This window comes from Streptomyces sp. NBC_01244 (assembly GCF_035987325.1).
Lineage (GTDB): Bacteria > Actinomycetota > Actinomycetes > Streptomycetales > Streptomycetaceae > Streptomyces.
The window spans coordinates 4,306,252-4,330,224 of sequence record NZ_CP108488.1; the positions used below are offsets into that span (position 1 = coordinate 4,306,252).

The window sequence follows — 23,973 nt, forward strand, 5'->3', positions numbered from 1 at the left end:
AAAGTGGGCGCACACGAGAAGGGAGGTGGTTGCCGCAATGTACGGAAACCGGACGCGTGAGGTGGCTGCGGGCTAAAGCGCCCGTTGTCGCACGCACCCAGTGCGGTGCCCGGCGGAGTCGCCGGCGCCAATCCCAAGCAGTCACCCGACCCGCGAGCTCGCCGGTACGTCCGGCCGGCTTCCCCCACTGCAGGGGGGAAACCCGAGCTCGCGGGTCGTCTGCGTGTGAGCGGAGTCTTACGGGCAGAGGCGTTCCACGCGCCAGGTGCCGCCCTCCAGGACGTAGCGGAGGCGGTCGTGGAGGCGGTTTTCGTGGCCCTGCCAGAATTCCACCGCGTCGGGGACCACGCGGATGCCGCCCCACTGCGGCGGGACCGGAACCTGTTCGCCCTCGGGGTAGCGGGCTTCCAGGTCCGCGTAGCGGCGGTCCAGTTCCGCGCGGGAGGCGATCACCGTGGACTGTTCGCTGGCCCAGGCGCCCAGCTGGGAACCGTGGGGGCGGGAGCGGAAGTACGCCGCCGTCTCGTCGCGGCCGATGCGGGAGGCCGTGCCCGTGACGATGACCTGGCGGGCGATGGGGTGCCAGGGGAAGAGCAGGGAGACGAACGGGTTGGCGGCCAGTTCGCGGCCCTTGCGGGAGTCGTAGTTCGTGAAGAAGACGAATCCGCGCTCGTCGAACTGCTTCAACAGGACCGTGCGCGAGCTGGGGCGGCCGTCCGGGGTTGCGGTTGCGACGACCATCGCGTTGGGTTCGAAGACGTTCGCCTCCGCAGCGTCGCGGAACCAGCGCGCGAACTGGCCCATCGGTTCCTCGGCGAGGCTTTCCTCGTCGACGAGCTGGGAGCGGTACTGCTTGCGCATGTCGGCAGGGTCAAGGTGCTGATCGGTCACGCGGCCATCCTGCCGCAGCCGCGCGCCCTGGACTGTGCCGTATGTCACGCTTCCCCGCGCCAAGCGGAACGTACAAAATCTTGGGGCCGGTCCGACGGTCCCGAACGGATGACCATCGGCCGTGCCGGGCATCAACGGGGATGACCGCGCCGGACCGCGAATCACGCCGGGAGCCGCGCGTGTTCGCACTATTTGAGGAGCCGCCTGATGTCCGACTTCGTACCCGGTCTCGAGGGAGTCGTCGCGTTCGAAACGGAGATCGCCGAACCCGACAAGGAAGGCGGGTCTCTGCGATACCGGGGTGTCGACATCGAAGACCTCGTGGGCCACGTCTCCTTCGGGAACGTCTGGGGTCTGCTGGTCGACGGTGCCTTCAACCCCGGCCTGCCGGCCGCCGAGCCCTTCCCGATCCCGGTGCACTCCGGTGACATCCGGGTCGACGTGCAGTCCGCACTCGCCATGCTCGCCCCCGTGTGGGGGCTGAAACCGCTCCTCGACATCGATGAGCAGACCGCGCGGGACGATCTGGCGCGGGCGGCCGTGATGGCGCTCTCGTACGTGGCCCAGTCCGCGCGCGGCCAGGGACGGCCGATGGTCCCGCAGAGCGAGATCGACAAGGCCGAGTCCGTGGTCGAGCGGTTCATGATCCGCTGGCGGGGCGAGCCCGACCCGCGCCACGTCAAGGCCGTCGACGCCTACTGGACCTCGGCCGCCGAGCACGGGATGAACGCTTCGACCTTCACCGCGCGCGTCATCGCCTCGACGGGTGCCGATGTCGCGGCCGCGCTGTCCGGCGCGGTCGGCGCCATGTCCGGGCCGCTGCACGGCGGGGCGCCCTCGCGCGTCCTCGGCATGATCGAGGAGATCGAGCGCACCGGCGACGCCGTGGCGTACGTGAGGAAGGCCCTGGACAAGGGCGAGCGGCTGATGGGCTTCGGTCACCGCGTCTACCGCGCCGAGGACCCGCGCGCCCGCGTGCTGCGGCGTACGGCCAAGGAGCTGGACGCCCCGCGCTACGAGGTGGCCGCCGCGCTGGAGAAGGCCGCCCTGGAGGAGCTGCACGCGCGCCGTCCCGACCGGGTGCTCGCGACGAACGTGGAGTTCTGGGCCGCGATCATGCTGGACTTCGCGGAGGTCCCGGCGCACATGTTCACCTCGATGTTCACGTGTGCCCGTACCGCGGGCTGGTCCGCGCACATCCTGGAGCAGAAGCGCACGGGCCGCCTGGTCCGTCCCTCCGCCCGCTACACCGGTCCGGGCGTGCGCAATCCGCGCGAGATCGAGGGTTACTCCGATATCACGGACATCACAGACATCACGGATATCGCCTCCACCACCTGATCGCGCCGGCCGCCGGCTGCCCCCGCACAGGGCCGCCGCCGTGACGAAGGGCGCCGCATCCCCTCGGGGGTGCGGCGCCCTTCGCGTCCCCGGGAGGAGAAGGGGTGGGGGCCTCAGCCCAGTTCCGTGTCCAGGATCCGGGCCCACTGGGCGACCACCCGCGCCCGGCGGGCGGTGTCGTCGGTGAGGACGTTGGCCAGGCCCAGGCCGCGGGCCATGTCGAGCAGGCCCTGCACGGTCTCCCGTACGCCCGGCACGGACTCGTCCGCGCCCAGCAGCTCCACGGCCATGCGGTGGGTCTCCCGGCCCACGCGGGCCTCCAGCTCGGCCACGCGGGGGCGCAGCTGCTCCTCGTGGGAGGCCGCGACCCAGAGCTGGAGGGCGGCGCGGAACATCGGGCCGGTGTACAGGTCGATGAGCGCCCCGACCACGTCGGCGCGGGCCGCGGCGGTGCCGCCGCGCGGGAACAGGTCCAGCAGCGCGGTCGAGCGCACCTCGGCCATGTACTCGACGGCCGCGGTGAACAGCTCCTCGCGGGTGCGGAAGTGGTGCTGGGCCGCCCCGCGCGAGACCCCGGCGCGCTCCGCGACCACGGCGACGGTGGATCCGGCCCAGCCCTGCTCGGCGAGGCAGGAGACGGCCGCCTCCAGGAGGTGGCGGCGGGTGACCCGGCTGCGGGCCTGCTTGGGCCCGCTGTCCGCGGTCACCGCAGCCATGACGGCTCCCGTCGTTCGAAGCGGGCGCTGATGCCCTCGCGGGCCTCGGCGGAGGCGAAGTGCCGGGCGGACAGCTCGGTGAGGGCTGCCCCGTCCCGCTCCAGGGCGGCCCGTACCGGGGCGGTGACCAGGCGTTTCGTCGCGGCCAGGGCCTCGGGGCCGGCCTTGAGGAGGCCTTCCAGGACCGGGGCGAGCACCTTGTCGACGTCCGCGTCCGGGGCGTCGAGGGTGAGCAGGCCGATGCGGGTGGCTTCGGCGGCGCCGAAGACCTCGGCGGTGAGGAAGTAGCGGGCCGCGGCGCGGGGGTCCAGGCGCGGGAGCAGTGGCGCGGAGATCACGGCCGGGACCACGCCGAGGTGGGTCTCGGTGAAGGCGTACGTGGACCCGTGCCCGGCGGCGGCGATGTCGCAGGCGCCGAGCAGCCCGAGGCCGCCCGCGCGGACGTGGCCCGTGACCCGGGCCACGACGGGCTTGGGGAGTTCGGCGATCTCCCGGAGCAGGGCCAGGAAGTCGGCCGGGTCGCAGGGGAACTTCAGGTCGGCGCCGGCGCAGAAGGTGGTGCCGGTGTGGGTGAGGACCACCGCCCGGGTGGGTCGTTCGGTGGCCGCGGTGGCCAGGGCGGTGCGGAGTTCTTGGACCAGGGTGGCGGAGAGGGCGTTGCGGTTGGCCGGGGAGTCGAGGGTGAGGGTCGTGAGGCCGGGCGTTCGCGCGGCGTGGACCAGTGGGGGCATGTCTCCTCCGGAGGGGGTGGTCGGTCGGTCGGGATCCCCTCCGGGGAGGGTATGCGGGTCGCCTGCGGCGGGCTCCGGTGGGCTGCGGGTGGGTCCCCCTTGCGGGGCGAAGTCCCCGCTGCGACCTTTTGCCGCTGCGCGGGCGAGGTCCCCTACCCGCCCTTCGCCCGTTCCCCGGGCGCTGCCCGGAGCCCGGTCCTCAAGCGCCGGACGGGCTGGAGGGGTGCCGGGCTGCGCCCGGACCCCTCGGGGCTCCGCCCCGGGCCCCGGTCCTCAAACGCCGGACGGCTGAAAGCGAGGGTGCCGGGCTGCGCCCGGACCCCCTGGGGGTCCGGGGGCTGGTCCCCGGCCACGGCGCCGCGCGTGGGAACGGGGCCGGGGCGGAGCTCCGGGGAACGGGCGAAGGGTGGGTAGGGGACTCCTCGCCCCGCGCAGCGGAAACCGGGGCCGGTCAGTAGGACTTGGGGAGGCCCAGGGTCTGGTGGGAGATGAAGTTGAGGATCATCTCGCGGCTGACCGGGGCGATCCGGGCCACCCGGGAGGCGACGATCAGCGCGGCGAGACCGTACTCGCGGGTGAGGCCGTTGCCGCCCAGGGTGTGGACGGACTGGTCCACCGCCCGGACGCACGCCTCCCCCGCCGCGTACTTCGCCATGTTCGCGGCCTCCCCCGCGCCCATGTCGTCGCCGGCGTCGTAGAGGTGGGCCGCCTTCTGCATCATCAGGCGGGCCAGTTCGAGGTCGATGTGGGCAGCTGCCAGGGGGTGCGCTATGGCCTGGTGGGCGCCGATGGGGGCCTTCCAGACCTGGCGGGTCTTCGCGTAGTCGACGGCCCGGGCGAGGGCGTAGCGGCCCATGCCGATGGCGAAGGCGGCGGTCATGACGCGCTCGGGGTTGAGGCCCGCGAAGAGCTGGAGCAGGCCCGCGTCCTCGTCGCCGACCAGGGCGGAGGAGGGGAGGCGTACGTCTTCCAGGACCAGCTCGAACTGCTTCTCCGCCGCCTGGAGTTCCATGTCGATGGGGGTGTACGTGAAACCGGGGGTCTCGCGGGGGACGATGAACAGGCAGGGCTTGAGGCTGCCCGTCCGGGCGTCTTCCGTGCGGCCCACGATGAGGGTGGCGTCGGCGATGTCCACGCCGGAGATGAAGACCTTGCGGCCGGTGAGGACCCAGTCGTCGCCGTCGCGGCGGGCGGTGGTGGTGATGCGGTGGGAGTTGGAGCCGGCGTCGGGTTCGGTGATGCCGAAGGCCATGGTGCGGGTGCCGTCGGCGAGCCCGGGGAGCCAGGCCTGTTTCTGCGCCTCGGTGCCGAAGCGGGCGATGACCGTGCCGCAGATGGCGGGCGAGACGACCATCATGAGGAGCGGGCAGCCCGCGGCTCCGAGTTCCTCGAGGACGATGGAGAGTTCGGCGATGCCGCCGCCTCCGCCGCCGTACTCCTCGGGGAGGTTGACCCCGAGGTAGCCCAGCTTGGCGGCGTCCGCCCACAGTTCGTCGGGGTGGCCGCCCTCGCGGGCGATGCGGGCGAGGTACTCGCGTCCGTACTTGCGGCCGAGGGCGGCGACCGCCGCGCGCAGGGCCTGGTGTTCTTCGGTTTCGAGCGTCGTGGTGCCGGGGGTGGAGCTCATGCTTCCTCCTGGACTACGGCGAGCAGGGCGCCGAATTCGACCTGTTGGCCGGTGACGGCGTGGAGCGCGGTGAGCGTGCCGGAGGCGGGCGCGAGGATGCGGTGCTCCATCTTCATGGCCTCCAGCCAGAGCAGGGGCTGCCCGGCGGTGACGGGGCTGCCGGGGGCGAGGCCCTCGGCGACGCGGACGACGGTGCCGGGCATGGGGGCGAGCAGGGAGCCCGGTTCGGTGCGGTCCTGCGGGTCCGCGAACCGGGGGACGGGGGTCAGGGCGTGGGCGCCGAGCGCGGAGTCCACGTACGCCGTGTTCGATTTATGTTTCACGTGGAACAGCCGCCGTACGCCGTCCACTTCGAGGGTCACCAGGTGGCGCTCGGCGGACAGGATGCGCACACCGGGGTGGTCGAGGAGCTCCGGGGGGCCGCTGCGGGACGGGTGGTAGCGGACTTCGTACGCGGTCCCGGCGGCCGTGTAGCGGCGGCTCTGCGGCTGGGAGCGGAGGTTGCGCCAGCCGCCGAGGCGGGTGGCGAGGGGGGCGTCCGGGTCGGGGGCGGCCTCGGCGAGGGCGGCGGCGAGCGCGCAGAGCGCGGGGGCCGGGTCGTCCGGGGCCGCCTCGGTGAGGGCGGGCAGATGGCGCTCGTAGAAGCCGGTGTCGAGCCGGGCGGCCTCGAACTCCGGGTGCCGCAGGGAACGTACGAGGAGCTCGCGGTTGGTGGTCAGCCCGTGGATCCGGGCCCCGGCGAGGGCGTGGGCCAGGGCGCGGACCGCCTCGGCGCGGGTCGGGGCATGGGCGACGACCTTGGCGAGCATGGGGTCGTAGTGGATGGAGACGGTGTCCCCGTCGGTGAAGCCGGTGTCCACGCGGACCGTGGAGGGGACATCGAGGGTGTGCAGGACGCCGGTCTGGGGACGCCAGTCGTGAGCCGGGTCCTCGGCGTAGAGGCGGGCCTCGACGGCGTGTCCACCGGGGGTGGGCGGGTCCAGGGGCAGGGCGGCGCCCTCGGCGATCCGCAGTTGCAGGGCGACGAGGTCGATCCCGAAGACCGCTTCGGTGACCGGGTGTTCCACCTGGAGGCGGGTGTTCATCTCCAGGAAGTACGGGCGGCCGTCCGCGGTGACGAGGAACTCCACCGTGCCCGCGCCCTCGTAGGAGACTGCGCGGGCGGCTGCCACGGCGGCCTCGTGGAGGGTGGTGCGCAGGGCCTCGGGGAGGCCGGGCGCGGGGGCTTCCTCGATGACCTTCTGGTGGCGTCGCTGGAGGGAGCAGTCGCGGGTGCCGAGCGCCCAGACGGTGCCGTGGGAGTCGGCGAGGATCTGCACCTCGACGTGGCGTCCGCGCTCCACGTAGGGCTCGGCGAAGACCTCTCCGTCGCCGAAGGCGGACAGGGCCTCGGCGGAGGCGGCTTCGAGGGATTCCTTGAGGGAGTCGAGGTCCCGGACCACCCGCATCCCGCGGCCGCCGCCGCCTGCCGCGGCCTTGAGGAGCAGCGGGAGGTCGGCGGTGGTGGCGGCGTGCGGGTCGACGGGGTCGAGCAGCGGGACCCCGGCGGCGCGCATCAGCTCCTTGGCCCGGGTTTTGGAGGCCATGGCCTCCATGGCCTCGGGCGGCGGGCCGACCCAGGTGAGCCCGGCGGCGCGGACGGCTCGGGCGAAGTCGGCGTTCTCGGAGAGGAACCCGTAGCCGGGGTGGACGGCGTCGGCGCCCGCCGCGAGGGCGGCCCCGATGACCAGGTCGCCGCGCAGGTAGGTGTCGGCGGGGGCCGCGCCGGGCAGCCGTACGGCCGCGTCGGCCGTGCGGACGTGCAGGGCGTCGGCGTCGGGGTCGGAGTGGACGGCGACGGTGGCCAGGCCCAGCGCGCGGGCCGTGCGGAAGACACGGACGGCGATCTCGCCGCGGTTGGCGACGAGGAGGGAGGTCAGTGTGGTGTGCGGGGTCGTGGTCATGTGGGGGCTCACATCCGGAAGACGCCGAAGCCGCCACGGGCGCCCTCGACGGGGGCGTTGTGGACGGCCGACAGGCACAGGCCGAGGATGGTGCGGGTGTCGCGCGGGTCGATGACCCCGTCGTCGTACAGCCGTCCGGACAGGAACATCGGCAGGGACTCGGACTCGATCTGCGCCTCCACGAAGGCGCGCATGCCGGCGTCGGCCTCTTCGTCGTAGGGCTGGCCCTTCGCCGCGGCCGACTGCCGGGAGACGATCGAGAGCACCCCGGCGAGCTGGGCGGGGCCCATGACGGCGGACTTGGCGCTGGGCCAGGCGAAGAGGAAGCGGGGCTCGTAGGCGCGGCCGCACATGCCGTAGTGGCCGGCGCCGTAGCTGGCGCCGATGAGGACGGAGAGGTGGGGGACCTTCGAGTTCGAGACCGCGTTGATCATCATCGAGCCGTGCTTGATGATGCCGCCCTGCTCGTACTCCTTGCCGACCATGTAGCCGGTGGTGTTGTGGAGGAAGAGGAGCGGGATGTCGCGCTGGTTGGCGAGCTGGATGAACTGGGCCGCCTTCTGCGATTCCGCGCTGAACAGCACTCCTTGGGCGTTGGCGAGGATGCCGACCGGGTAGCCGTGCAGGCTCGCCCAGCCGGTGACCAGGCTGGTGCCGTAGAGGGGCTTGAACTCGTCGAAGTCGGAGGCGTCGACGATGCGGGCGATGACCTCGCGGGGGTCGAAGGGGGTTTTGAGGTCGGCGGGGACGATGCCGAGGAGTTCCTCCGGGTCGTGGAGGGGTTCTTCGGCGCGTGCCGGATCGGGCCGGGCCTTGCGGTGGTTGAGGCGGGCGACGACGCGGCGGGCCTGGCGGATGGCGTCGTGCTCGTCGAGGGCGTAGTAGTCGGCGAGGCCGGAGGTCCGGGCGTGCATGTCGGCTCCGCCGAGGGACTCGTCGTCGCTCTCCTCGCCGGTGGCCATCTTGACCAGCGGCGGGCCGCCCAGGAACACCTTGGAGCGGTCCTTGATCATGATGGTGTGATCGGACATGCCGGGGATGTACGCGCCCCCGGCGGTGGAGTTGCCGAAGACGACGGCGATGGTGGGGACGCCGTCGGCCGAGAGCCGGGTGAGGTCGCGGAAGATGGCTCCGCCCGGGATGAAGATCTCCTTCTGGGAGGGGAGATCGGCGCCGCCGGACTCGACGAGGCTGATGCAGGGCAGTCTGTTCTGCCGGGCGATCTCGTTGGCGCGGAGCGCCTTTTTGAGCGTCCAGGGGTTGGAGGCGCCGCCGCGGACGGTGGGGTCGTTGGCGGTGACCAGGCATTCGACACCCTCGACGGTGCCGATGCCGGTGACCATGGAGGCCCCGACCGGATAGTCGCTGCCCCAGGCGGCGAGCGGGGACAGCTCCAGGAAGGGGGTGTCCGGGTCGAGGAGCAGCTCGACGCGCTCGCGGGCGAGCAGCTTGCCGCGGGTCTTGTGGCGGGCGGTGTACTTCTCGCCGCCGCCGGCGAGGGCGGTGGCGTGCGCGGCATCGAGCTCGGCGAGCCGTTCCAGGGCGGCGGTACGGGCCTGCGCGTGCTCGGGGGCGAGCGGGTCGACGGCGCTCTTGAGGCGGGTCACGGGGTCCCCTCCGGGGCGGTGGTGGGTACGGGGGGCTCCGCGGACGGCTCCGCGGACGGCTCCGCGGACGGCTCCGCAGGTGGGTGCGGCACCGCTGCCGGGGGCTCCGCGGGCGGGTGCGGCAGCGCTGCCCGGGGCTCCGCGGGCGGGTGCGGCACCGCTGCCGGGGGCTCCGCGGGCGGGTGCAGCACCGCTGCGGACGGCTCCGCAGGTGGCTGCGGCACCGCTGCCCGGGGCTCCGCAGGGGGTTGCGGCAGCACGGCGGGGGGCTCGGCAGGTGGGTGCAGCAGGGCTGTGGGGATGTCCACGTGGCGGGAGCGGAGCCATTCGCCGAGGGCCTTGGCCTGGGGGTCGAAGCGGTGGCCGGAGGCTACGCCGTCGCCGAGGATCCGGGTGACGGTGAAGTTGAGGGACCGGAGGTTCGGGAGCTCGGCGCGGGTCACTCCCAGTGGGGCCGTTTCGGGAAGCAGCGCCTTGAAGGCTTCCACGGTGAGAGTGGTGCGCAGCCACTCCCAGGCGGGGCCGGTCTCGGCCCACACCCCGACGTTGGCGTCCCCGCCCTTGTCTCCGCTGCGGGCCCCGACGATGGTGCCGAGCGGCACCCGGCGGGTGGGGGTGGTGGGCCCCGCCGGGTCGGGGGTGGCGGGAGGCCGAGGCTGGGGGGCGGCTTCAGACTGCGGCTCGCGGGCGGCAGAAGGCTGCGGCTCCGAGGCGGCCGCAAGCTGCGGCTCGCGGATGGCAGAAGGCTGCGGCTCCGAGGCGGCCGCAAGCTGCGGCTCGCGGGCGGAAGGAGGCTGCGGCTCCGAGGCGGCTTCAGACTGCGGCTCGCGGGCGGCAGAAGGCTGCGGCTTCGGGGCGGTGGGCCCTGCGGGGCTCTCCCCCGCAGGGCCCCTTCCCGAAACCGGGGGCTGCGCCCCCGGACCCCCGGGTCGGGGCTGCGCCCCGAGCCCTTCGAGGGCTCCGCCCCCGGGCCCCCGCGCCTCAAACGCCGGCGGGGCTGAAGGTGCGGACGGGACCGGGCTTCCGGCGCCTCCGGGGAAATCCAGCCCCGCCGGCGTTTGAGGCGATCCTTCAGCCCCGCCGGTGTTTGAGGCGCGGGTCTGGGCGGAGCCCGGGGAACGGGGGAAGGGCGGGGAGGGGACACGCCCCGCAGGGTCAGGGTCCGCGCGCACCGACAGGCGGGTGCCGTCCGCGAGGACTGCCGTGTGGGGGACCTCGCCCGAGGGGACCGTGGTCGAGTCGAAGACTCCGTACGGCTGGGCCGGGGACGGCGGGGCCGTGACGTGGAAGCCCGGATAGCTGGACAGGGCAAGCTCGATGGCCGCCGAGGTCAGCGCGCGGCCCACCCGGTCGGGGGACGGGTCGCGGACGACCAGGCGGAGCAGCGCGCTCGCGGTCTCCTCCGTCTCCGCGTCCGCGTGGTCCGTACGGGACAGCGTCCAAGAGACCGACTCCACCGGCGCGAGCAGCACGGCCAGCTGCTCCCGCACCAGCGCCGCCTTCGCGTCGACGTCCAGGCCCGTCAGGACGAAGACGATTTCGTTGCGCCAGCCGCCGATGCGGGTCACGCCCACTTTGAGGGTGCCGGGCGGGGCTTCCCCGCGGGTGCCCGAGACCGCCACCCGGTCGGGGCCGGCCTGGGTCAGCCGGACCGTGTCCAGGCGGGCCGTCACGTCGGGGCCGAGGTAGCGGACTCCCTGGGTTTCGTAGAGGAGTTGCGCCGTGACCGTTCCGACGGAGACGACTCCGCCCGTGCCCGGGTGCTTCGTGATGACCGACGACCCGTCCTGCGCGATCTCCGCCAGCGGGAACCCCGGCCGGGACACGTCGTGGCGGGTGAAGAAGGCGTAGTTGCCGCCGGTGGCCTGGGTGCCGCACTCCAGTACGTGGCCCGCCACCACCGCCCCGGCCAGCCGGTCGTGGTCGTCCGGCGCCCAGTCGAACCACCATGCCGCGGGCCCGCTCACCAGGGCGGCGTCGGTGACCCGGCCGGTCACCACCACGTCCGCGCCCGCCCGCAGGCAGGCCGTGATCCCGACGCCGCCTAGATAGGCGGTCGCGGTGAGCGCGCCCTCCCCGGACGGCAGCGGGTCCGACGGCGGGTACGACTTCAGGTCGTCGCCCTCCACGTGCGCGACCGAGACGGGGACGGACAGCTTCGCGGCCAGCGCGCGTACCGCTCCGGCGAGTCCCGCCGGGTTCAGGCCGCCCGCGTTCACGACGATCCGTACGCCCCGCTCGTGGGCGAGGCCGAGGCACTCCTCCAGCTGGCGCAGGAAGGTTTTGGCGTAGCCGAGTTCCGGGTTCTTCAGCCGGTCTCGGCCGAGGATCAGCATGGTCAGCTCGGCGAGGTAGTCCCCGGTCAGTACGTCGAGGGGGCCGTCCGTCAGCATCTCGCGCAGGGCGTCGAAGCGGTCTCCGTAGAAGCCCGACGCGTTGCCGATCAGCAGGGGGCGCCGGGTCACCGGGAGGCCTCCGGCGCGCGCCCCGGCCCCGCGGGGCCGGCGAAGGCCTGGGCGATGTCGAGCCAGCGGTCGGCGTCGGGGCCGGACGCCGTCAGGGACAGGTCGGCGCGATGGGCGCGCTGGGTCACCAGCAGGCAGAAGTCGAGCGCCGGGCCGGTGACGCGCTGCGGCGCGTCCTCGGGGCCGTACGTCCACACCTCGGCGCGGGCTCCCGGAGCCGTCAGCTCCACCCGGAACTCCCCGGCCGGCGCCGGCAGTCCCCGTACCGCGTAGGCGTAATCGCGCGCCCGCACCCCGATCCGCGCCACGTGCCGCAGCCGGGCCGTCGGTACGCGGCGCACCCCGAGCGCGTCGGCGACGTCCTGGCCGTGCGCCCAGGTCTCCATCAGGCGGGCGCTCGCCATCGAGGCGGCCTTCATCGGCGGCCCGTACCAGGGGAACTTGGCGTCGGGCGAGGCCGCGGCGAGGGCCTCGTCGAGTGCGGCGCGGCCGGCCCGCCAACGGGAGAGCAGTTCGTCGGGGGCCAGTGCGGCACCCTCCTCGGCGCCCGCGTCGACGAAGGAGTCGGGCGCCTTCAGGGCCTCCTCGACCAGCCCCGCGAAGGCGGTGGCGTCGGTGACGGCGAGCAGCGAGGCCCGGTCGGTCCAGTGCAGGTGGGCGATCTGGTGGGCGACGCTCCAGCCGGGCGCGGGCGTGGCCTTCGCCCAGTCGGGGGCGGGCAACTCCCGGACCAGGGCGTCGAGTTCCCGTCCCTCCTCGCGGAGATCGGCGAAGACGGCGAAGACGTTCTCGACAGCGGACGGATCGGGCACGGGTGCGCTCCCCTTCTCGGCGTGAGGGGAAGCGTGGCAGCCCGCACGAAAACAATCAAGCGTGCTTGCATTATTTGTCGGAGGACATGAACGGAGGTGAATGGCCGGGGATTTGGAGCAGCCGGCCTGGCCGGCGGGCGGGGCTTGCGCGGGGCGGGGGCCCGCGGCGAGGATCCACGTCATGGCCGAACGCAAAGGCAGGGAGATCCACGTGGTCGGGGACAGGGGCGCGGCCGGGGACCCGGGCATGCTCGCGGGCTCGGTCAAAGCCGTGATGTTCGACTTCTCCGGCACCCTCTTCCGCATCGAGCCCACCGAGGACTGGCTGCGCGCGGTCGTGACGGACGCCGGAGTCGACCTGCCCGAGGCCGAACTCGCCGCCTGCGCCGCCCTGCTGGAAGAGGCGGGCGCCCTTCCGGGCGGCGCCTCGCCGCGGCGGCTGCCGGCCCGGCTGGAGCCGCTGTGGCGGGAGCGGGACCTGAGCCCCGAGCAGCACCGGGCCGCCTACACCGCCCTCACCCGCGAGGTGCCGCTGCCCTCCGCGGAGCTGGCCGACGCCCTCTACGAGCGCCACCGGATCCCCGCGGCCTGGCGGCCCTACCCCGATACCGCGGCCACGCTCGTCGCCCTGCGCGAGCGGGGCATCCCCGTCGCCGTCGTCAGCAACATCGGCTGGGACCTGCGGCCCGTGTTCCGCGCCCACGGGTTCGACCGGTTCGTCGACGCGTACGTGCTCTCCTTCGAGCACGGGGTCCAGAAGCCCGATCCCCGCCTGTTCCGGGTCGCCTGCGAAGCCCTCGGAACGGCACCCGCGGACGTGCTCATGGTCGGCGACGACGCCGTCGCCGATACGGGGGCCGCGGCGCTGGGGTGCCCGGTCCGGCTGGTCGAGCATCTGCCCGTCGAGCAGCGGCCGAGCGGATTGGCCTCGGCGCTCGGGCCCCTCGGGCCCCTCGGGCTCCTGTGACGCGCGGCCGGGCAGAAGGGATCAAGCAGCGGTGCCGGCCGCCCGGCGGCTGAAGTCCATCGCCCAGTTGTGGATCCAGCTCTCGCCCCCGTCGGCCGAGAAGAACTGCTCCCAGCGCGGGGAGTCCGTGTCCGTACGCGACCACACGAACCGCACCAGGACGTCCTTGCCCCCGTAGGTGTCCTCGCCCTGGAAGACGCCCGTCCCGGTCGCCGGGTCGAACCGTCCGGTGACGGGCGGAAAGAGCGTGCCCGTCCGGCGGCTGGACCAGTTGAGGGTCCACCGCTCGCGCTCGGGCTCGTAGAGCCGCAGGGTCAACCCCGCGAAGCCCTTCGTCGGGAACTCGATCTCGTCGAAGCTCGCGGCGCCGTCGAAGTGGCGGGTGGCCCGGGACACCGCCGGGAACTCCTCCCAGCCGCTGCCCCCGTCCAGGAAGTCGGCGAGCCACCGGTTGGACACGTCCCAGGTGCCGACGAGGAAGTCGAAGTCGTTCATGTGCGGTCTCCCCAACAACTGTTCTCTGATGCTCTGCGCTGTTCTCTGCGCTGATGGGGGAACCGTAGGAGCACTCCACTGACATCATGTGTCAGTGAAGTCCAAGTGAAGTCCAGCCGGCTGCTCTCGATCCTGCTCCTGCTCCAGACGCGCGGCCGGATGACCGCCGCCGAGCTCGCCGAGGAGCTGGAGGTGTCGGTCCGTACGGTCTACCGCGACGCGGAGGCCCTGGCCGCCGCCGGTGTCCCGCTGTACGGCGACGCCGGGCACAGCGGCGGCTACCAGCTCCTCGACGGGTACCGCACCCGCCTCACCGGGCTGGCCCCGGGCGAGGCGGAGGCCCTCTTCCTCACTTCGATGCCGGGACCGGCCGCCGAACTCGGCCTCGGCCGCGCCCTGTCCACCGCCCAACTGAAGCTGCGCGCCGCCCTGCCCGCGGAGCTGCGCGCGCAGTCCGACCGGATGCGGCTGCGGTTCCACCTGGACGCGCCCGGCTGGTACGCGGAGCACGAGGAGACCCCGCACCTGGGGCGGATCGCCGACGCGGTGTGGCGGGGGCGGGTCGTCGAGATCCGGTACCGGCGCTGGAAGGCACCCCACGAGGTGGACCGGCGGCTGGCCCCGTACGGGCTGGTCCTGAAGGCGGGGCGCTGGTACCTGGTCGCGGGCACGGCGGACACGGCGGACACGGCCGGAAGGGCGGGCACCACAGGCACCGCAGCACCCCCGCGCACCTACCGCGTGGACCAGGTCCTGGCAGTACGGGAGACCGGCGAGGAATGCGCGCTCCCCGACGGCTTCGAGCTGGCTGCCCACTGGCGGCTCAGCCAGGCGGAGTTCCACGAGCGGCTGTACCCCGAGGAGGCGGAGGTACGGGTCTCCGCGCGCGCGGCCGCCCGGCTGACCGGCGCCCAGGCCAGGGCCCTGGCCGCCACCGGGACCCCGGACCCCGGACTGCCCGGGTGGACACGGGCGGTCCTGCCGATCGAGTCGCAGGACCGCGCGGAGGCGCAGTTCCTGGAGCTCGGCGCGGAGGCGGAGGTGCTCGCCCCGCCCGCCCTGCGCCGGCGCATCGGAGCGGCAGCCGCCGCGACGGCGGCGCGCTACGGGACGACTGGGGGCTACGGGACGGCTGGGAGCCACGGGACAGCTGCGAGCCACGGGACGGCGGGGGACCGCGGGGCGGCCGAGGGCTACGGGACCGCTGAGAACACGGGCGCGGGCGCCGACGGGCAGGGGTGAGAGCTGGGCCACGGACCGGTGCGGATGAGGCCTTCCCTCCGGGGCGTGCGGCTGGGATGCTCCCCGCATGACGACTCGTCGGATGTACTTCGCCACGGCCGCGTTGAGCGCCCTCGCGCTGGGCGTGGCCATGGCCAGCGGCTGGGGCCAGGACTTCCCGGACGGGGACTCCCCCGGCTCGGGCTCCGCCTCGGGGTCCGGCTCCGGCTTCTCGCTCTCCGCCTGGGCCGCGGACTGGCCGACCGGGACGACCCACGTCGAGGCGAACGTCCAGCACGCCGACGTGACGCCCCTGCCGGCCGACGACATCATCTGGAACTGACCGCACCGGCGCGGCCTGAACTCGCCCCACACACCCCCAGGCGCCACTCAAACCTCCCTGGAACGACGGGAGTCGGTATAGCGTCATCGCCGACCACGACGGGCACGAGGTACGAGGTACCGGGCACGGGGGCTGGAGCGACATGAGTGTCGACGTTCGCTATCGGGTGGAACGGATCGCGCTGGCCCTGATGTCCGCATCGGGCGTCGTGGTCCTGATCGCGGACCTCCTCGGTTGGCTCGACGCACTCGCTCCCGGGGGTGCGCTCCCCAAGGTCACCCTGCTCATCCTGAGCACGGTCACCGTGTTCCTCCTGCTGGAGATCGACCGCCTGCGCAAGCTCGACGTGGTCGAGGCGCAGGTCACCCGGCTCGACGAGACCCTCCGGACGGAGGTCGCCCGGCTCGACAGCAGCTTCCAGGCGCAGCTCGCCAAGCTGGACATCCGATATGGCGTCAGTGAACCCTTTCCGCCGGTACTTGGCCACGAAAACCAAGTGAACGTGCAGGTGGCAGACAACATGACGCCCGGTTCTGACATCGGGATGAGGATTCCAGCTCGTCGACATAAACCACTGCTAGGTTCCCGATCGTGAGCCAAGACACCCTGGTCAAGCGACAGTTCGGGCACCGTTCCCGGCTCGCGCTGTCGCCTGCCGGGGTTCGCAAGGCAGATGATCAGGCGCACGCGGCCCGCACCATGTGGAACCTGCTGCATGCGTGGTGGCGGATGATGCCGAAGGAGAAGCGGACCCTGGCGAACGCGGATGCAGCGATCCGCCAGGCCCGGGGCGACATCGACTTTCTTGCTGTTCTTCCCGCGCAGGCCGCGCAAGCGGTGCTGAAAACGTACTTCCAGGCATGGAAGAACTGCTGGGACGGCCGGGCCGACGCCCCGAACTTCAAGGGCCGGCTGCGCACGGTGATGTCCGTGGACGTCCCGCAGGGCCGGGACCTGAACATTATCCGCGTGCATCGCAGGTGGGGCATGGCCGACCTGCCGAAGATCGGCCGGGTCCGCTTCCGGTGGACCAAAGACCTGCCCGTGGGCAAGCGCGCCAACGCGGAGAACCGGATCACCGGAGCCCGGCTGATCAAGGATGCACTCGGCTGGCACATCGCCTTCCGCATCCAGACCCTGGAAGCCACGCCCGCACCCCATCAGGGGCCGGACGTCGGCATCGACGTGGGCGCCAGCGTGCCCATCACCCTCTCAAACGGTGAGACGTACGAGCACGACGAGTGGCTGACCGGCCCGGAGCAGGCCAGACTCCTGGGTCTGGAGCAGCGCGCCGCCCAGCGCAAGCAGCACCGCAAGCCCGGCGAGTACACCAGCCACCGGCTGCGCCACACCTACGACCAGATCGCAGGACTCCGCGCGAAAGCCAAGCGCAGGGCCCTGGACTGGCAGCACAAGACGACCACCACCATCGCCCGCGCCTACTGCACCGTCGTGGTCGAAGCACTCACCATCACGAACATGGTCAAGTCCGCCAAGGGAACCATCGACCAGCCGGGAAGGAACGTCGCCCAGAAATCCGGGCTGAACCGCTCCATCAGCGGGGAGGCATGGGGCCGGACATTCACCATGCTGACGTACAAGACCGCCCGGCACGGCGGAACCCTGCACAAGGTCCCCGCCCCCGGCACCAGCCTGCGCTGCTCAGCGTGCGGCTTGACCACACCCGGCAGCCGGGAGTCCCAGGCCGTGTTCGTCTGCAAGAACCCGGACTGCGGGTGGTCGGGCAACGCCGATGGGAATGCGGCCCGGAACGTCTTGCACCTGTACCGGATGGGCCTCGCGCTCATCCCGGCTGCCGGGAGGGCAGTCGTCAGACGCGCCAAGCGCGTCAAGCCTGCCACCGCAAGGTAAGCAGGAATCTCCCAGCCCCAGCCGGGAGAGCACTTCAATATCAGTTCCTGCCCGCGCCGGCCCCCTCGACGACGGCCTGAGCAGCGGAAGCGTTCCGCGGCCGGGTCTGCGAGCGGACCGCGCCCATGCTCGCCACGATGACCAGCGCGATCGCCGCCGCGTCGAGCGCCGACAGTGCCTGGTTCAGGATCAGGAACCCGGCCATCGCGGCGATCGCGGGCTCCAGGCTCATCAGGATCGCGAAGGTCGGCGCCGGGAGCCTGCGCAGGGCGAGCAGTTCCAGCGTGTAGGGCAGGACCGAGGACAGCAGCGCCACGCCGAGGCCCAGGAGCAGGGTGCTGGGGCGCAGCATGGCCGAGCCGGCCTCGATCACGCCGAGCGGCAGGGACAGTACGGCGGCCACGGCCATCGCCAGCGCCAGCCCGTCGGCCTGCGGGAACCTGCGGCCGGTCCGGGCGCTGAACACGATGTACGCCGCCCACATGCCGCCCGCCGCGAGGGCGAAGGCCACGCCCAGCGGGTCGAGCCCGCCGAGGCCGCCTCCGCCGTGGGTGGACAGCAGGACGACGCCGGCCAGCGCCAGCCCGGCCCACACCAGGTTGAGCAGGCGGCGGGAGACCACGACGGAGAGCACCAGCGGGCCCAGCACCTCCAGGGTGACGGCGGGGCCCATGGGGATGCGGTCGATGGCCTGGTAGATGAACCCGTTCATGCCGGCCATGGCCACGCCGAACCACACCACGGTCGACCAGTCGGAGCGGGAGTACCCGCGCACCTTGGGCCGGCAGACGAGCAGCAGCACCAGCGCGGCGGCGGCGAGCCGCAGCGTGACCACTCCGGCCGCGCCCGCCCGCGGCATGAGCATCACCGCGAGGGCCGCGCCGAACTGCACCGAGACGCCCGCCGTGACCACCAGGGCGACGGGGCCGAAGCGGGCCCTGAAGGAGCCGTCCGCGGGGGCGGGGACGGTGGTGGTTGCCGTGGCGTGCGAGGGCTCGGTGGACGTGGCGGCGGACGTGGCGGTGCTCGTGGGTGAGGAGGGTGCGGGCATTTATCCAGATTAGGGGGTCCGTAAGGAGCGTGCGTCCGTGTTTTGCCTTACATCCGGTTTACGTCCGGTTGCGGCAGGCCCTCCGCCAGGCCGTCCGCCAAGACCTCCGCCAGGTGCCGGGCCCGGCCGCCGGCCAGCTGCGCGATCTGGGTCCGGCAGGAGAACCCGTCCGCCAGCACCTCGGTGCCCGCGGCGGCCGTCCGCAGCGACGGCAGGAGCTGTTCCTCGGCGCAGGCCACGGAGACCTCGTGGTGGCCGGGCTCGAAGCCGAAGTTGCCCGCGAGGCCGCAGCAGCCGCCGCTGAGCTCCCCCGCCAGCCCGGCGCGCTCGCGCAGCCTGCGGTCGGCGGCGTCGCCGAGGACGGCGTGCTGGTGGCAGTGGGTCTGGCCGGCGACGGGCCGGTCGAGGCGGGGCGGCTGCCAGTGCGGGGCGTACTCCTCGAGCGTCTCGGCGAAGGTTCGGACGGCCGCTGCGAGACGGGGTGCGCGGGGGTCCTCCGGGAGGAGGGCGGGCAGATCGGTGCGGAGCGCTGCCGCGCAGCTCGGTTCGAGGACGGTGACGGGTCCCTGCGGGTCGCCTACGGCGTCCAGGGTGCGGCGCAGGACCCTGCGGGCGGCGTCGAAGCGGCCGGTGGAGATGTAGGTCAGCCCGCAGCAGACGCGGCCCTTCGGCAGGGCGGTCTCCAGGCCGGCGGCCCGCAGGACCCGGACTGCGGCGTGGCCGGCCTCGGGCGCGAGGTACTCCGTGAAGGTGTCCGGCCACACCGTGACGAGGGGAGCGGTCCCGGACCCGGGCGTGCCCTGCGGGGCTGGGTCCCCTACCCGCCCTTCGCCCGTTCCCCGGGCTCCGCCCGGACCCGTTGCCGGGTGCGGCGCCGTTCCCGGGGGCCAGCCCCCGGACCCCCGCTCCTCAAACGCCGGAGGGGCTGGATTCAGCCGAGGCGGGCTGGATGGCGCAGAGCGCCATTTCAGCCTCGCCGGCGCTTGAGGCGCGGGGTCCGGGGCGGAGCCCCAGGGGGTTCGGGGCGCAGCCCCGGGGAACGGGCGAAGGGCGGGTAGGGGACCTCCCCCCGCGGCGCGGGCCGGAGCCTGCCACCCGCGGGTGAACGGGGTCCGGGCCAGCCGCGGAAGGGGCCGGGACCGCTCCAGCCCGGGGACGCGGAGGAAGCGGGACAGCAGGTTCAGGGGGCCGGCCAGGCGGAGGGCCGCGATCAGGCGGAGCCAGGCCGGCAGCCCGCCCAGGGCGTAGTGGGAGAGCGGGCGCAGCCGGCCCGCCCAGTGGTGGTGGAGGAACTCCGCCTTGTAGGAGGCCATGTCGACCCCCACCGGGCAGTCGCTGCGGCAGCCCTTGCAGCCGAGGCAGAGATCCAGCGCCTCGGCGACCTCCGCGGAGCGCCAGCCGCCGGTCACGATCTCCCCGGCCAGCATCTCGTGGAGCAGCCGGGCCCGCCCCCGCGTGGAGTGGCGTTCCTCCCCCGTGGCCCGGTACGAGGGGCACATCACCCCCGGCCCCCCGACCTCCGTCGACCGGCACTTCGCGACGCCGACGCACCGCGCGACCTCCCCCGCGAAGGGCAGGGACGGCGGGAGGGAGGAGAAGCGGAGGTTCTCGTCGAGGCGTGCGGGGCGGACCAGGATGCCGGGGTTCATGCCGCCCGCCGGGTCCCAGAGCCGCTTGTAGGACTCGAAGAGGCCGATCACCGAAGGCCCGTACATCCGTGGCAGCAGCTCGGCCCGCGCCTGCCCGTCGCCGTGCTCCCCGGACAGGGAGCCCCCGTGGGCGACCACCAGGTCGGCGAGGTCCGAGGAGAAGGCCCGGAAGCGGGCCACGCCGGGCGGTGTCACCAGGTCGAAGTCGATCCGCACGTGGACGCAGCCCTCGCCGAAGTGGCCGTACGGGGATCCGCGCAGCCCGTGCTGCGCCAGCAGGGCCCGGAATTCCCGCAGGTAGGCGCCGAGCCGGGCGGGCGGTACCGCGCAGTCCTCCCAGCCCGGCCAGGCCATGGTCCCGTCGGGCATCCGGGTGGCCGTGCCCGCCGCGTCCTCGCGGATCCGCCACAGGGCCCGCTGCGCCGCCGGGTCGGTGAGCAGCAGGGCGTCCACCGCGTCGGAGGCCCGGAGCAAGGCCCGCGCCGCGCCCTCGTCGCGCATCTCGGCGAACAGCCATGCCCCGCCCCGCGGGAGCCCGGCGGCGGCCGCGCCGACCAGGTCGGCCGCCATCCCTTCCACGGTCAGCGGCCCGTGCGGCAGCAGCCCCACGGCGGCTTCCGCGGCCGCGCTCTCGTCGGCGTACCCGAGGACGGCCAGCGCCGGGGCGGCCGGCAGCTCGACGAGCCGTACCAGGGCCTCGGTCACCACGCCGAGCGTGCCCTCGCTCCCGCAGAACGCCCGGGCCACCTCGGTGCCCCGCTCGGGGAGCAGCGCGTCCAGGCCCCCGTAGCCGGAGATCCGCCGCGAGAAGCCGCCGGCCATGCCGGTGCGCAGCGCGGTCAGGTTCCCCGACACCAGCTCGCGCAGCCCGCCCGGCGCGCCCTCCCAGCCGGTGCCGAGCCGGTGGGAGGCGCCGCCGTACGCCGTGACCGACAGCTCGGCGACGTTGTCGGCGGTGGTTCCCCAGGCCACCGAGTGGGCCCCGCAGGCGTTGTTGCCGATCATGCCGCCGAGCGTGCACCGGGAGTGGGTGGAGGGGTCCGGCCCGAAGGTCAGCCCGTGCGGGCGGGCCGCGTCGCGCAGCCGGTCGAGGACCAGGCCGGGCTGGACCACGGCGGTGCGGGCGGCCGGGTCCAGGGAGAGCAGGGCGTTCATGTGGCGGGTGAGGTCGAGGACGACGCCGACGCCCGTCGCCTGGCCCGCGATGGAGGTGCCGCCGCCGCGCGGGACGACGGGGACCCCGGCCGCGGCGCACACCGCGAGCGCGGCGGCCACGTCCTCGGCGTCGCGCGGGGCCACGACGCCGACCGGGACGCGCCGGTAGTTCGAGGCGTCCATCGTCGTCAGGGCGCGGGCGGCGGCGCCGAAGTCGACCTCTCCGCGCAGGTTCTCGCGCAAGGTCCGTTCGAGTTCACCGGGAGACGTCACGGCGGACAGCCTCCCACCGGATCCCGCCCGTTTCGCATCGGCTCGCATCTACTCGCATCCACTCGCGTCATCTCATCGGGTGGACGCGGCTCCAAAGCGTGGACCCGGACCCGATACGCTCGGCTCGTGGCCGAGATCCAGATTCCCGCTGACATCAAGCCCGCCGACGGACGCTTCGGCGCGGGCCCCTCCAAGGTGCGGACCGAGGCGCTGGACGCCCTCGCCGCCACCGGTACCTCCCTGCTCGGAACCTCCCACCGTCAGGCTCCGGTCAAGAACCTGGTCGGATCGGTTCGCCAGGGCCTCCGGGACCTCTTCTCCCTCCCCGAGGGCTACGAGGTGATCCTGGGCAACGGCGGCTCCACCGCCTTCTGGGACATCGCGACCGCCGGTCTCATCGAGCGGAAGTCGCAGCACCTCACCTTCGGTGAGTTCTCCTCCAAGTTCGCCGGCGCCGCGAAGTCCGCGCCGTGGCTGGACGCGCCGTCGGTGATCTCCTCCGACCCGGGCACCCACCCGGACCCGGTGGCCGAGGCGGGCGTGGACGTGTACGCGTACACCCACAACGAGACCTCGACGGGTGTCGCGGCGCCGATCAAGCGCGTCGCGGGCGCCGATGAGGGTTCCCTCGTCCTGGTGGACGCGACCTCGGGCGCCGGCGGTCTGCCGGTGGACATCACCGAGACCGACGTCTACTACTTCGCCCCGCAGAAGTCCTTCGCCTCCGACGGCGGCCTGTGGCTGGCGGCGTTCTCCCCGGCGGCCCTGGAGCGCGCGGCCCGCGTGCACGCCTCCGGCCGGCACATCCCGGAGTTCTTCTCGCTGCCGACGGCGATCGACAACTCGCTGAAGAACCAGACGTACAACACCCCGGCGCTCTCCACCCTCTTCCTGCTGGACCAGCAGCTGGAGTGGATGAACAGCCAGGGCGGTCTGGAGTTCACGACCGGCCGTACGTCGGCCAGCGCGGCCCACCTGTACGGCTGGGCCGAGGCGTCGAAGTACGCCAGCCCCTTCGTCGCGGACTCCGCCAAGCGCTCGGCCGTCATCGGCACGATCGACTTCTCGGACGACATCGACGCGGCGGCGGTCGCCAAGGTGCTGCGCGCCAACGGCATCGTGGACACCGAGCCCTACCGCAAGCTCGGCCGCAACCAGCTCCGTATCGCGATGTTCCCGGCGATCGACCCGGCGGACGTGCAGGCGCTCACCGCGTGCGTCGACTACGTCATCGAGAACCTCTGACCGATACGGCCTGACCCATACGGTCGGACCCATACGGTCGGACCCATACGGCTTGACCCATCCGGTCGGGCCGTTGCGGTCCCACCCGTCCGACACGCTCCGGAGCCCCCGGTGACACCTGGTGAATTCGAGGGGTCGTTGCAACACGTGGTCGGTTGATCAGGCCGCGAGCAGTTTAGACAGGCGCTCGGCTGGGGTTTCCCAGCCGAGCGTTTTGCGTGGGCGCCCGTTGAGTTCGGCGGCGACGGTGGCCAGGTCCTGGGGCGTGTGCCGGGACAGGTCGGTGCCCTTGGGGAAGTACTGCCGCAGCAGGCCGTTCGTGTTCTCGTTGGAGCCGCGCTGCCAGGGACTGGCCGGGTTGCAGAAGTAGACCGGGATGTTCGTGGCGACGGTGAATGCCTGGTGGGCGGCCATCTCCACGCCCTGGTCCCAGGTCAGGGATCGCCGCAGGTGGGGCGGGAGAGTCTTCACCGTCTCCACGAGCGCGTCCCGGGTGCTGGCCGCCGTGTGGTCGAAGGGCAGGTGGGCGAGCATCACGTAGCGGGTGGTGCGTTCGACGAGGGTGCCGATCGCGGACTTGCCGTCCTTTCCGATGATGAGATCGCCTTCCCAGTGGCCGGGGACGGCCCTGTCGGCGGCCTCGGCAGGCCGGTCGCTGATCATCACCATGTTCGGTATGGCGCGCGGCTTGCGCTTGTAGGACTGGCGGTGTGGCCGGCGGCGGGACCGGCCCGTCCGCAGGGCGCGGGTGAGTTCGCGGCGGAGCTCTCCGCGGCCCTGGACGTAGAGAGCCTGGTAGATCGTCTCGTGGGCCACGTGCATCTCCGGCCGGGCGGGGAACCGTGCCTGCAGAGCCTGGCAGATCTGTTCCGGACTCCATCGGAGTGTGAGGTGGGCCTGGATGAACTGGCGTAGTTCGGCGCTCCGGCGGATCTTGCCGGGCTTGGGGCGGGGGCGCCGTTGCTCGGCGCGGCGGTGGGCTGCGTGGGGCCGGTAGGCCCAGCAGGACGAGTCGCCGCGTGAGGGAATGCCGTTGCGGCGGATCTCCCTGCTGATGGTGGAGGGGCTGCGGCCCAGCTCGGCGGCGATGGTGCGGATCGACGCCTTCTCGCGCAGTCGGTCGGCTATGTGGATGCGGTCCTCTTCGCGGAGGTACCTGGATACGCCAGAAGCCGAAGCCTCCACGGTGATCGGAGGCTTCGGCTTCCCAGACGGCGGCGAGTGCCAACCGTTGCGCCATCTCTTGCCGGTCCGCAGGTTGATACCGACGATCCGGCAGGCTTCTCTGTTGCTGTAGCCCTGCTGCATGAGCCGGGAGTATGCCTCCCGCTCACGCGTCAGACGGCCACCGCCCCCTGGTCCCCGGTTCTCCCGGATCTTGAAATCCATCGCATCCCCTGAGCTGGGGTGTTGCGACGACCACTAGAACTCAAGCCTCGTCACCGGGGGCTTCGCCGTTGCCGCCGGCCCGCCTGAAGGGGTCCTGAGGCGGTCCTGAGGCGGTCCTGAACGAGGCCTGAAGGCCGTGGCCCGCCACCCGCCCCGAAACCCCGGGACCTTGGTCCCAAA

18 protein-coding genes and 1 pseudogene are annotated in these 23,973 nt (G+C 73.1%); 6 read left to right on the forward strand and 13 right to left on the reverse strand.

Going from position 1 to position 23,973, the window contains the following annotated elements:
• Positions 1–237: 237 nt before the first annotated feature.
• Positions 238–861, reverse strand: a complete 624-nt coding sequence (pdxH, locus tag OG247_RS19200; protein WP_327257540.1) for a pyridoxamine 5'-phosphate oxidase — start codon at positions 859–861, stop codon at positions 238–240.
• A gap of 237 nt (positions 862–1,098) precedes the next feature.
• Here pdxH and OG247_RS19205 point away from each other — a divergent pair, with 237 nt between their 5' ends.
• A complete protein-coding gene (locus tag OG247_RS19205; RefSeq protein ID WP_327253412.1) occupies positions 1,099–2,232 on the forward strand; it encodes a citrate synthase 2 in 1,134 nt (377 codons plus the stop codon).
• A 113-nt stretch (positions 2,233–2,345) separates the two neighbouring features.
• On the opposite strand, the gene OG247_RS19210 is transcribed toward OG247_RS19205, so the two are convergent.
• The 7 genes from OG247_RS19210 to OG247_RS19240 form a co-directional block, all read right to left on the reverse strand.
• Positions 2,346–2,948: a TetR/AcrR family transcriptional regulator gene (locus OG247_RS19210; protein WP_327253413.1), complete on the reverse strand. Its 603-nt coding sequence runs from the start codon at positions 2,946–2,948 to the stop codon at positions 2,346–2,348.
• The gene (locus OG247_RS19215) at positions 2,936–3,679 is read right to left on the reverse strand and encodes an enoyl-CoA hydratase family protein (protein ID WP_327253414.1); all 744 of its coding nucleotides are present in this window, start codon (positions 3,677–3,679) and stop codon (positions 2,936–2,938) included. The genes OG247_RS19210 and OG247_RS19215 overlap by 13 nt, the downstream gene beginning before the upstream one ends.
• A 451-nt stretch (positions 3,680–4,130) precedes the next feature.
• Positions 4,131–5,306, reverse strand: coding sequence for an acyl-CoA dehydrogenase family protein (locus OG247_RS19220; RefSeq protein WP_327253415.1), 1,176 nt, complete (start codon positions 5,304–5,306; stop codon positions 4,131–4,133).
• Complete coding sequence (locus OG247_RS19225; RefSeq protein WP_327253416.1) at positions 5,303–7,249, reverse strand: acetyl/propionyl/methylcrotonyl-CoA carboxylase subunit alpha; 1,947 nt, start codon at positions 7,247–7,249, stop codon at positions 5,303–5,305. Before OG247_RS19225 ends, OG247_RS19220 begins: the two co-directional genes overlap by 4 nt.
• A gap of 8 nt (positions 7,250–7,257) precedes the next feature.
• Positions 7,258–8,856, reverse strand: a complete 1,599-nt coding sequence (locus OG247_RS19230; RefSeq protein WP_327253417.1) for an acyl-CoA carboxylase subunit beta — start codon at positions 8,854–8,856, stop codon at positions 7,258–7,260.
• Complete coding sequence (locus OG247_RS19235; RefSeq protein ID WP_327253418.1) at positions 8,853–11,321, reverse strand: acyclic terpene utilization AtuA family protein; 2,469 nt, start codon at positions 11,319–11,321, stop codon at positions 8,853–8,855. The genes OG247_RS19230 and OG247_RS19235 overlap by 4 nt, the downstream gene beginning before the upstream one ends.
• The gene (locus tag OG247_RS19240; RefSeq protein ID WP_327253419.1) at positions 11,318–12,133 is read right to left on the reverse strand and encodes a TIGR03084 family metal-binding protein; all 816 of its coding nucleotides are present in this window, start codon (positions 12,131–12,133) and stop codon (positions 11,318–11,320) included. The genes OG247_RS19235 and OG247_RS19240 overlap by 4 nt, the downstream gene beginning before the upstream one ends.
• A 247-nt stretch (positions 12,134–12,380) precedes the next feature.
• Here OG247_RS19240 and OG247_RS19245 point away from each other — a divergent pair, with 247 nt between their 5' ends.
• The gene (locus OG247_RS19245; protein WP_327257541.1) at positions 12,381–13,100 is read left to right on the forward strand and encodes an HAD family hydrolase; all 720 of its coding nucleotides are present in this window, start codon (positions 12,381–12,383) and stop codon (positions 13,098–13,100) included.
• 21 nt (positions 13,101–13,121) lie between these two features.
• On the opposite strand, the gene OG247_RS19250 is transcribed toward OG247_RS19245, so the two are convergent.
• The gene (locus OG247_RS19250) at positions 13,122–13,595 is read right to left on the reverse strand and encodes a hypothetical protein (RefSeq protein ID WP_327253420.1); all 474 of its coding nucleotides are present in this window, start codon (positions 13,593–13,595) and stop codon (positions 13,122–13,124) included.
• Between the two features lie 105 nt (positions 13,596–13,700).
• Between OG247_RS19250 and OG247_RS19255 the strand changes: the two genes are divergently transcribed.
• Positions 13,701–14,837 carry a helix-turn-helix transcriptional regulator gene (locus OG247_RS19255; protein ID WP_327253421.1) on the forward strand — a complete coding sequence of 379 codons (1,137 nt, stop codon included), beginning with the start codon at positions 13,701–13,703 and terminating at the stop codon, positions 14,835–14,837.
• Positions 14,838–14,904: 67 nt separating this feature from the next.
• Positions 14,905–15,159: a hypothetical protein gene (locus OG247_RS19260; protein ID WP_327253422.1), complete on the forward strand. Its 255-nt coding sequence runs from the start codon at positions 14,905–14,907 to the stop codon at positions 15,157–15,159.
• Between the two features lie 445 nt (positions 15,160–15,604).
• Here the strand turns inward: OG247_RS19260 and OG247_RS19265 are convergent.
• Positions 15,605–15,727 (reverse strand): annotated as a pseudogene (locus tag OG247_RS19265) (IS200/IS605 family transposase); the annotation flags it as partial.
• Between the two features lie 23 nt (positions 15,728–15,750).
• Here OG247_RS19265 and OG247_RS19270 point away from each other — a divergent pair.
• The gene (locus OG247_RS19270) at positions 15,751–17,031 is read left to right on the forward strand and encodes an RNA-guided endonuclease InsQ/TnpB family protein (protein ID WP_327253423.1); all 1,281 of its coding nucleotides are present in this window, start codon (positions 15,751–15,753) and stop codon (positions 17,029–17,031) included.
• A gap of 40 nt (positions 17,032–17,071) precedes the next feature.
• Here OG247_RS19270 and OG247_RS19275 read toward each other — a convergent pair whose 3' ends face one another.
• Positions 17,072–18,082, reverse strand: a complete 1,011-nt coding sequence (locus OG247_RS19275; protein WP_327253424.1) for an EamA family transporter — start codon at positions 18,080–18,082, stop codon at positions 17,072–17,074.
• Positions 18,083–18,129: 47 nt separating this feature from the next.
• The gene (locus tag OG247_RS19280; RefSeq protein ID WP_442813338.1) at positions 18,130–21,207 is read right to left on the reverse strand and encodes an FAD-linked oxidase C-terminal domain-containing protein; all 3,078 of its coding nucleotides are present in this window, start codon (positions 21,205–21,207) and stop codon (positions 18,130–18,132) included.
• A 78-nt stretch (positions 21,208–21,285) separates the two neighbouring features.
• On the opposite strand from OG247_RS19280, the gene serC reads away from it, so the two are divergent.
• Positions 21,286–22,404: a phosphoserine transaminase gene (gene serC, locus OG247_RS19285; RefSeq protein ID WP_327253425.1), complete on the forward strand. Its 1,119-nt coding sequence runs from the start codon at positions 21,286–21,288 to the stop codon at positions 22,402–22,404.
• 159 nt (positions 22,405–22,563) lie between these two features.
• Here serC and OG247_RS19290 read toward each other — a convergent pair whose 3' ends face one another.
• Positions 22,564–23,793, reverse strand: coding sequence for an IS30 family transposase (locus OG247_RS19290; RefSeq protein ID WP_442813242.1), 1,230 nt, complete (start codon positions 23,791–23,793; stop codon positions 22,564–22,566).
• Positions 23,794–23,973: the final 180 nt, after the last annotated feature.

Bases quoted from the DNA above. Each gene is read 5' to 3' on its own strand.
- OG247_RS19220 (WP_327253415.1), bottom strand. From the start codon at position 5,306: ATGAGCTCCACCCCCGGCACCACGACGCTCGAAACCGAAGAACACCAG.
- OG247_RS19260 (WP_327253422.1), top strand. From the start codon at position 14,905: ATGACGACTCGTCGGATGTACTTCGCCACGGCCGCGTTGAGCGCCCTC.
- OG247_RS19245 (WP_327257541.1), top strand. From the start codon at position 12,381: ATGCTCGCGGGCTCGGTCAAAGCCGTGATGTTCGACTTCTCCGGCACC.
- OG247_RS19215 (WP_327253414.1), bottom strand. From the start codon at position 3,679: ATGCCCCCACTGGTCCACGCCGCGCGAACGCCCGGCCTCACGACCCTC.
- OG247_RS19250 (WP_327253420.1), bottom strand. From the start codon at position 13,595: ATGAACGACTTCGACTTCCTCGTCGGCACCTGGGACGTGTCCAACCGG.
- OG247_RS19290 (WP_442813242.1), bottom strand. From the start codon at position 23,793: ATGGATTTCAAGATCCGGGAGAACCGGGGACCAGGGGGCGGTGGCCGT.
- OG247_RS19210 (WP_327253413.1), bottom strand. From the start codon at position 2,948: ATGGCTGCGGTGACCGCGGACAGCGGGCCCAAGCAGGCCCGCAGCCGG.
- OG247_RS19205 (WP_327253412.1), top strand. From the start codon at position 1,099: ATGTCCGACTTCGTACCCGGTCTCGAGGGAGTCGTCGCGTTCGAAACG.
- OG247_RS19225 (WP_327253416.1), bottom strand. From the start codon at position 7,249: ATGACCACGACCCCGCACACCACACTGACCTCCCTCCTCGTCGCCAAC.
- pdxH (WP_327257540.1), bottom strand. From the start codon at position 861: ATGCGCAAGCAGTACCGCTCCCAGCTCGTCGACGAGGAAAGCCTCGCC.
- OG247_RS19275 (WP_327253424.1), bottom strand. From the start codon at position 18,082: ATGCCCGCACCCTCCTCACCCACGAGCACCGCCACGTCCGCCGCCACG.
- OG247_RS19280 (WP_442813338.1), bottom strand. From the start codon at position 21,207: ATGCGAGCCGATGCGAAACGGGCGGGATCCGGTGGGAGGCTGTCCGCC.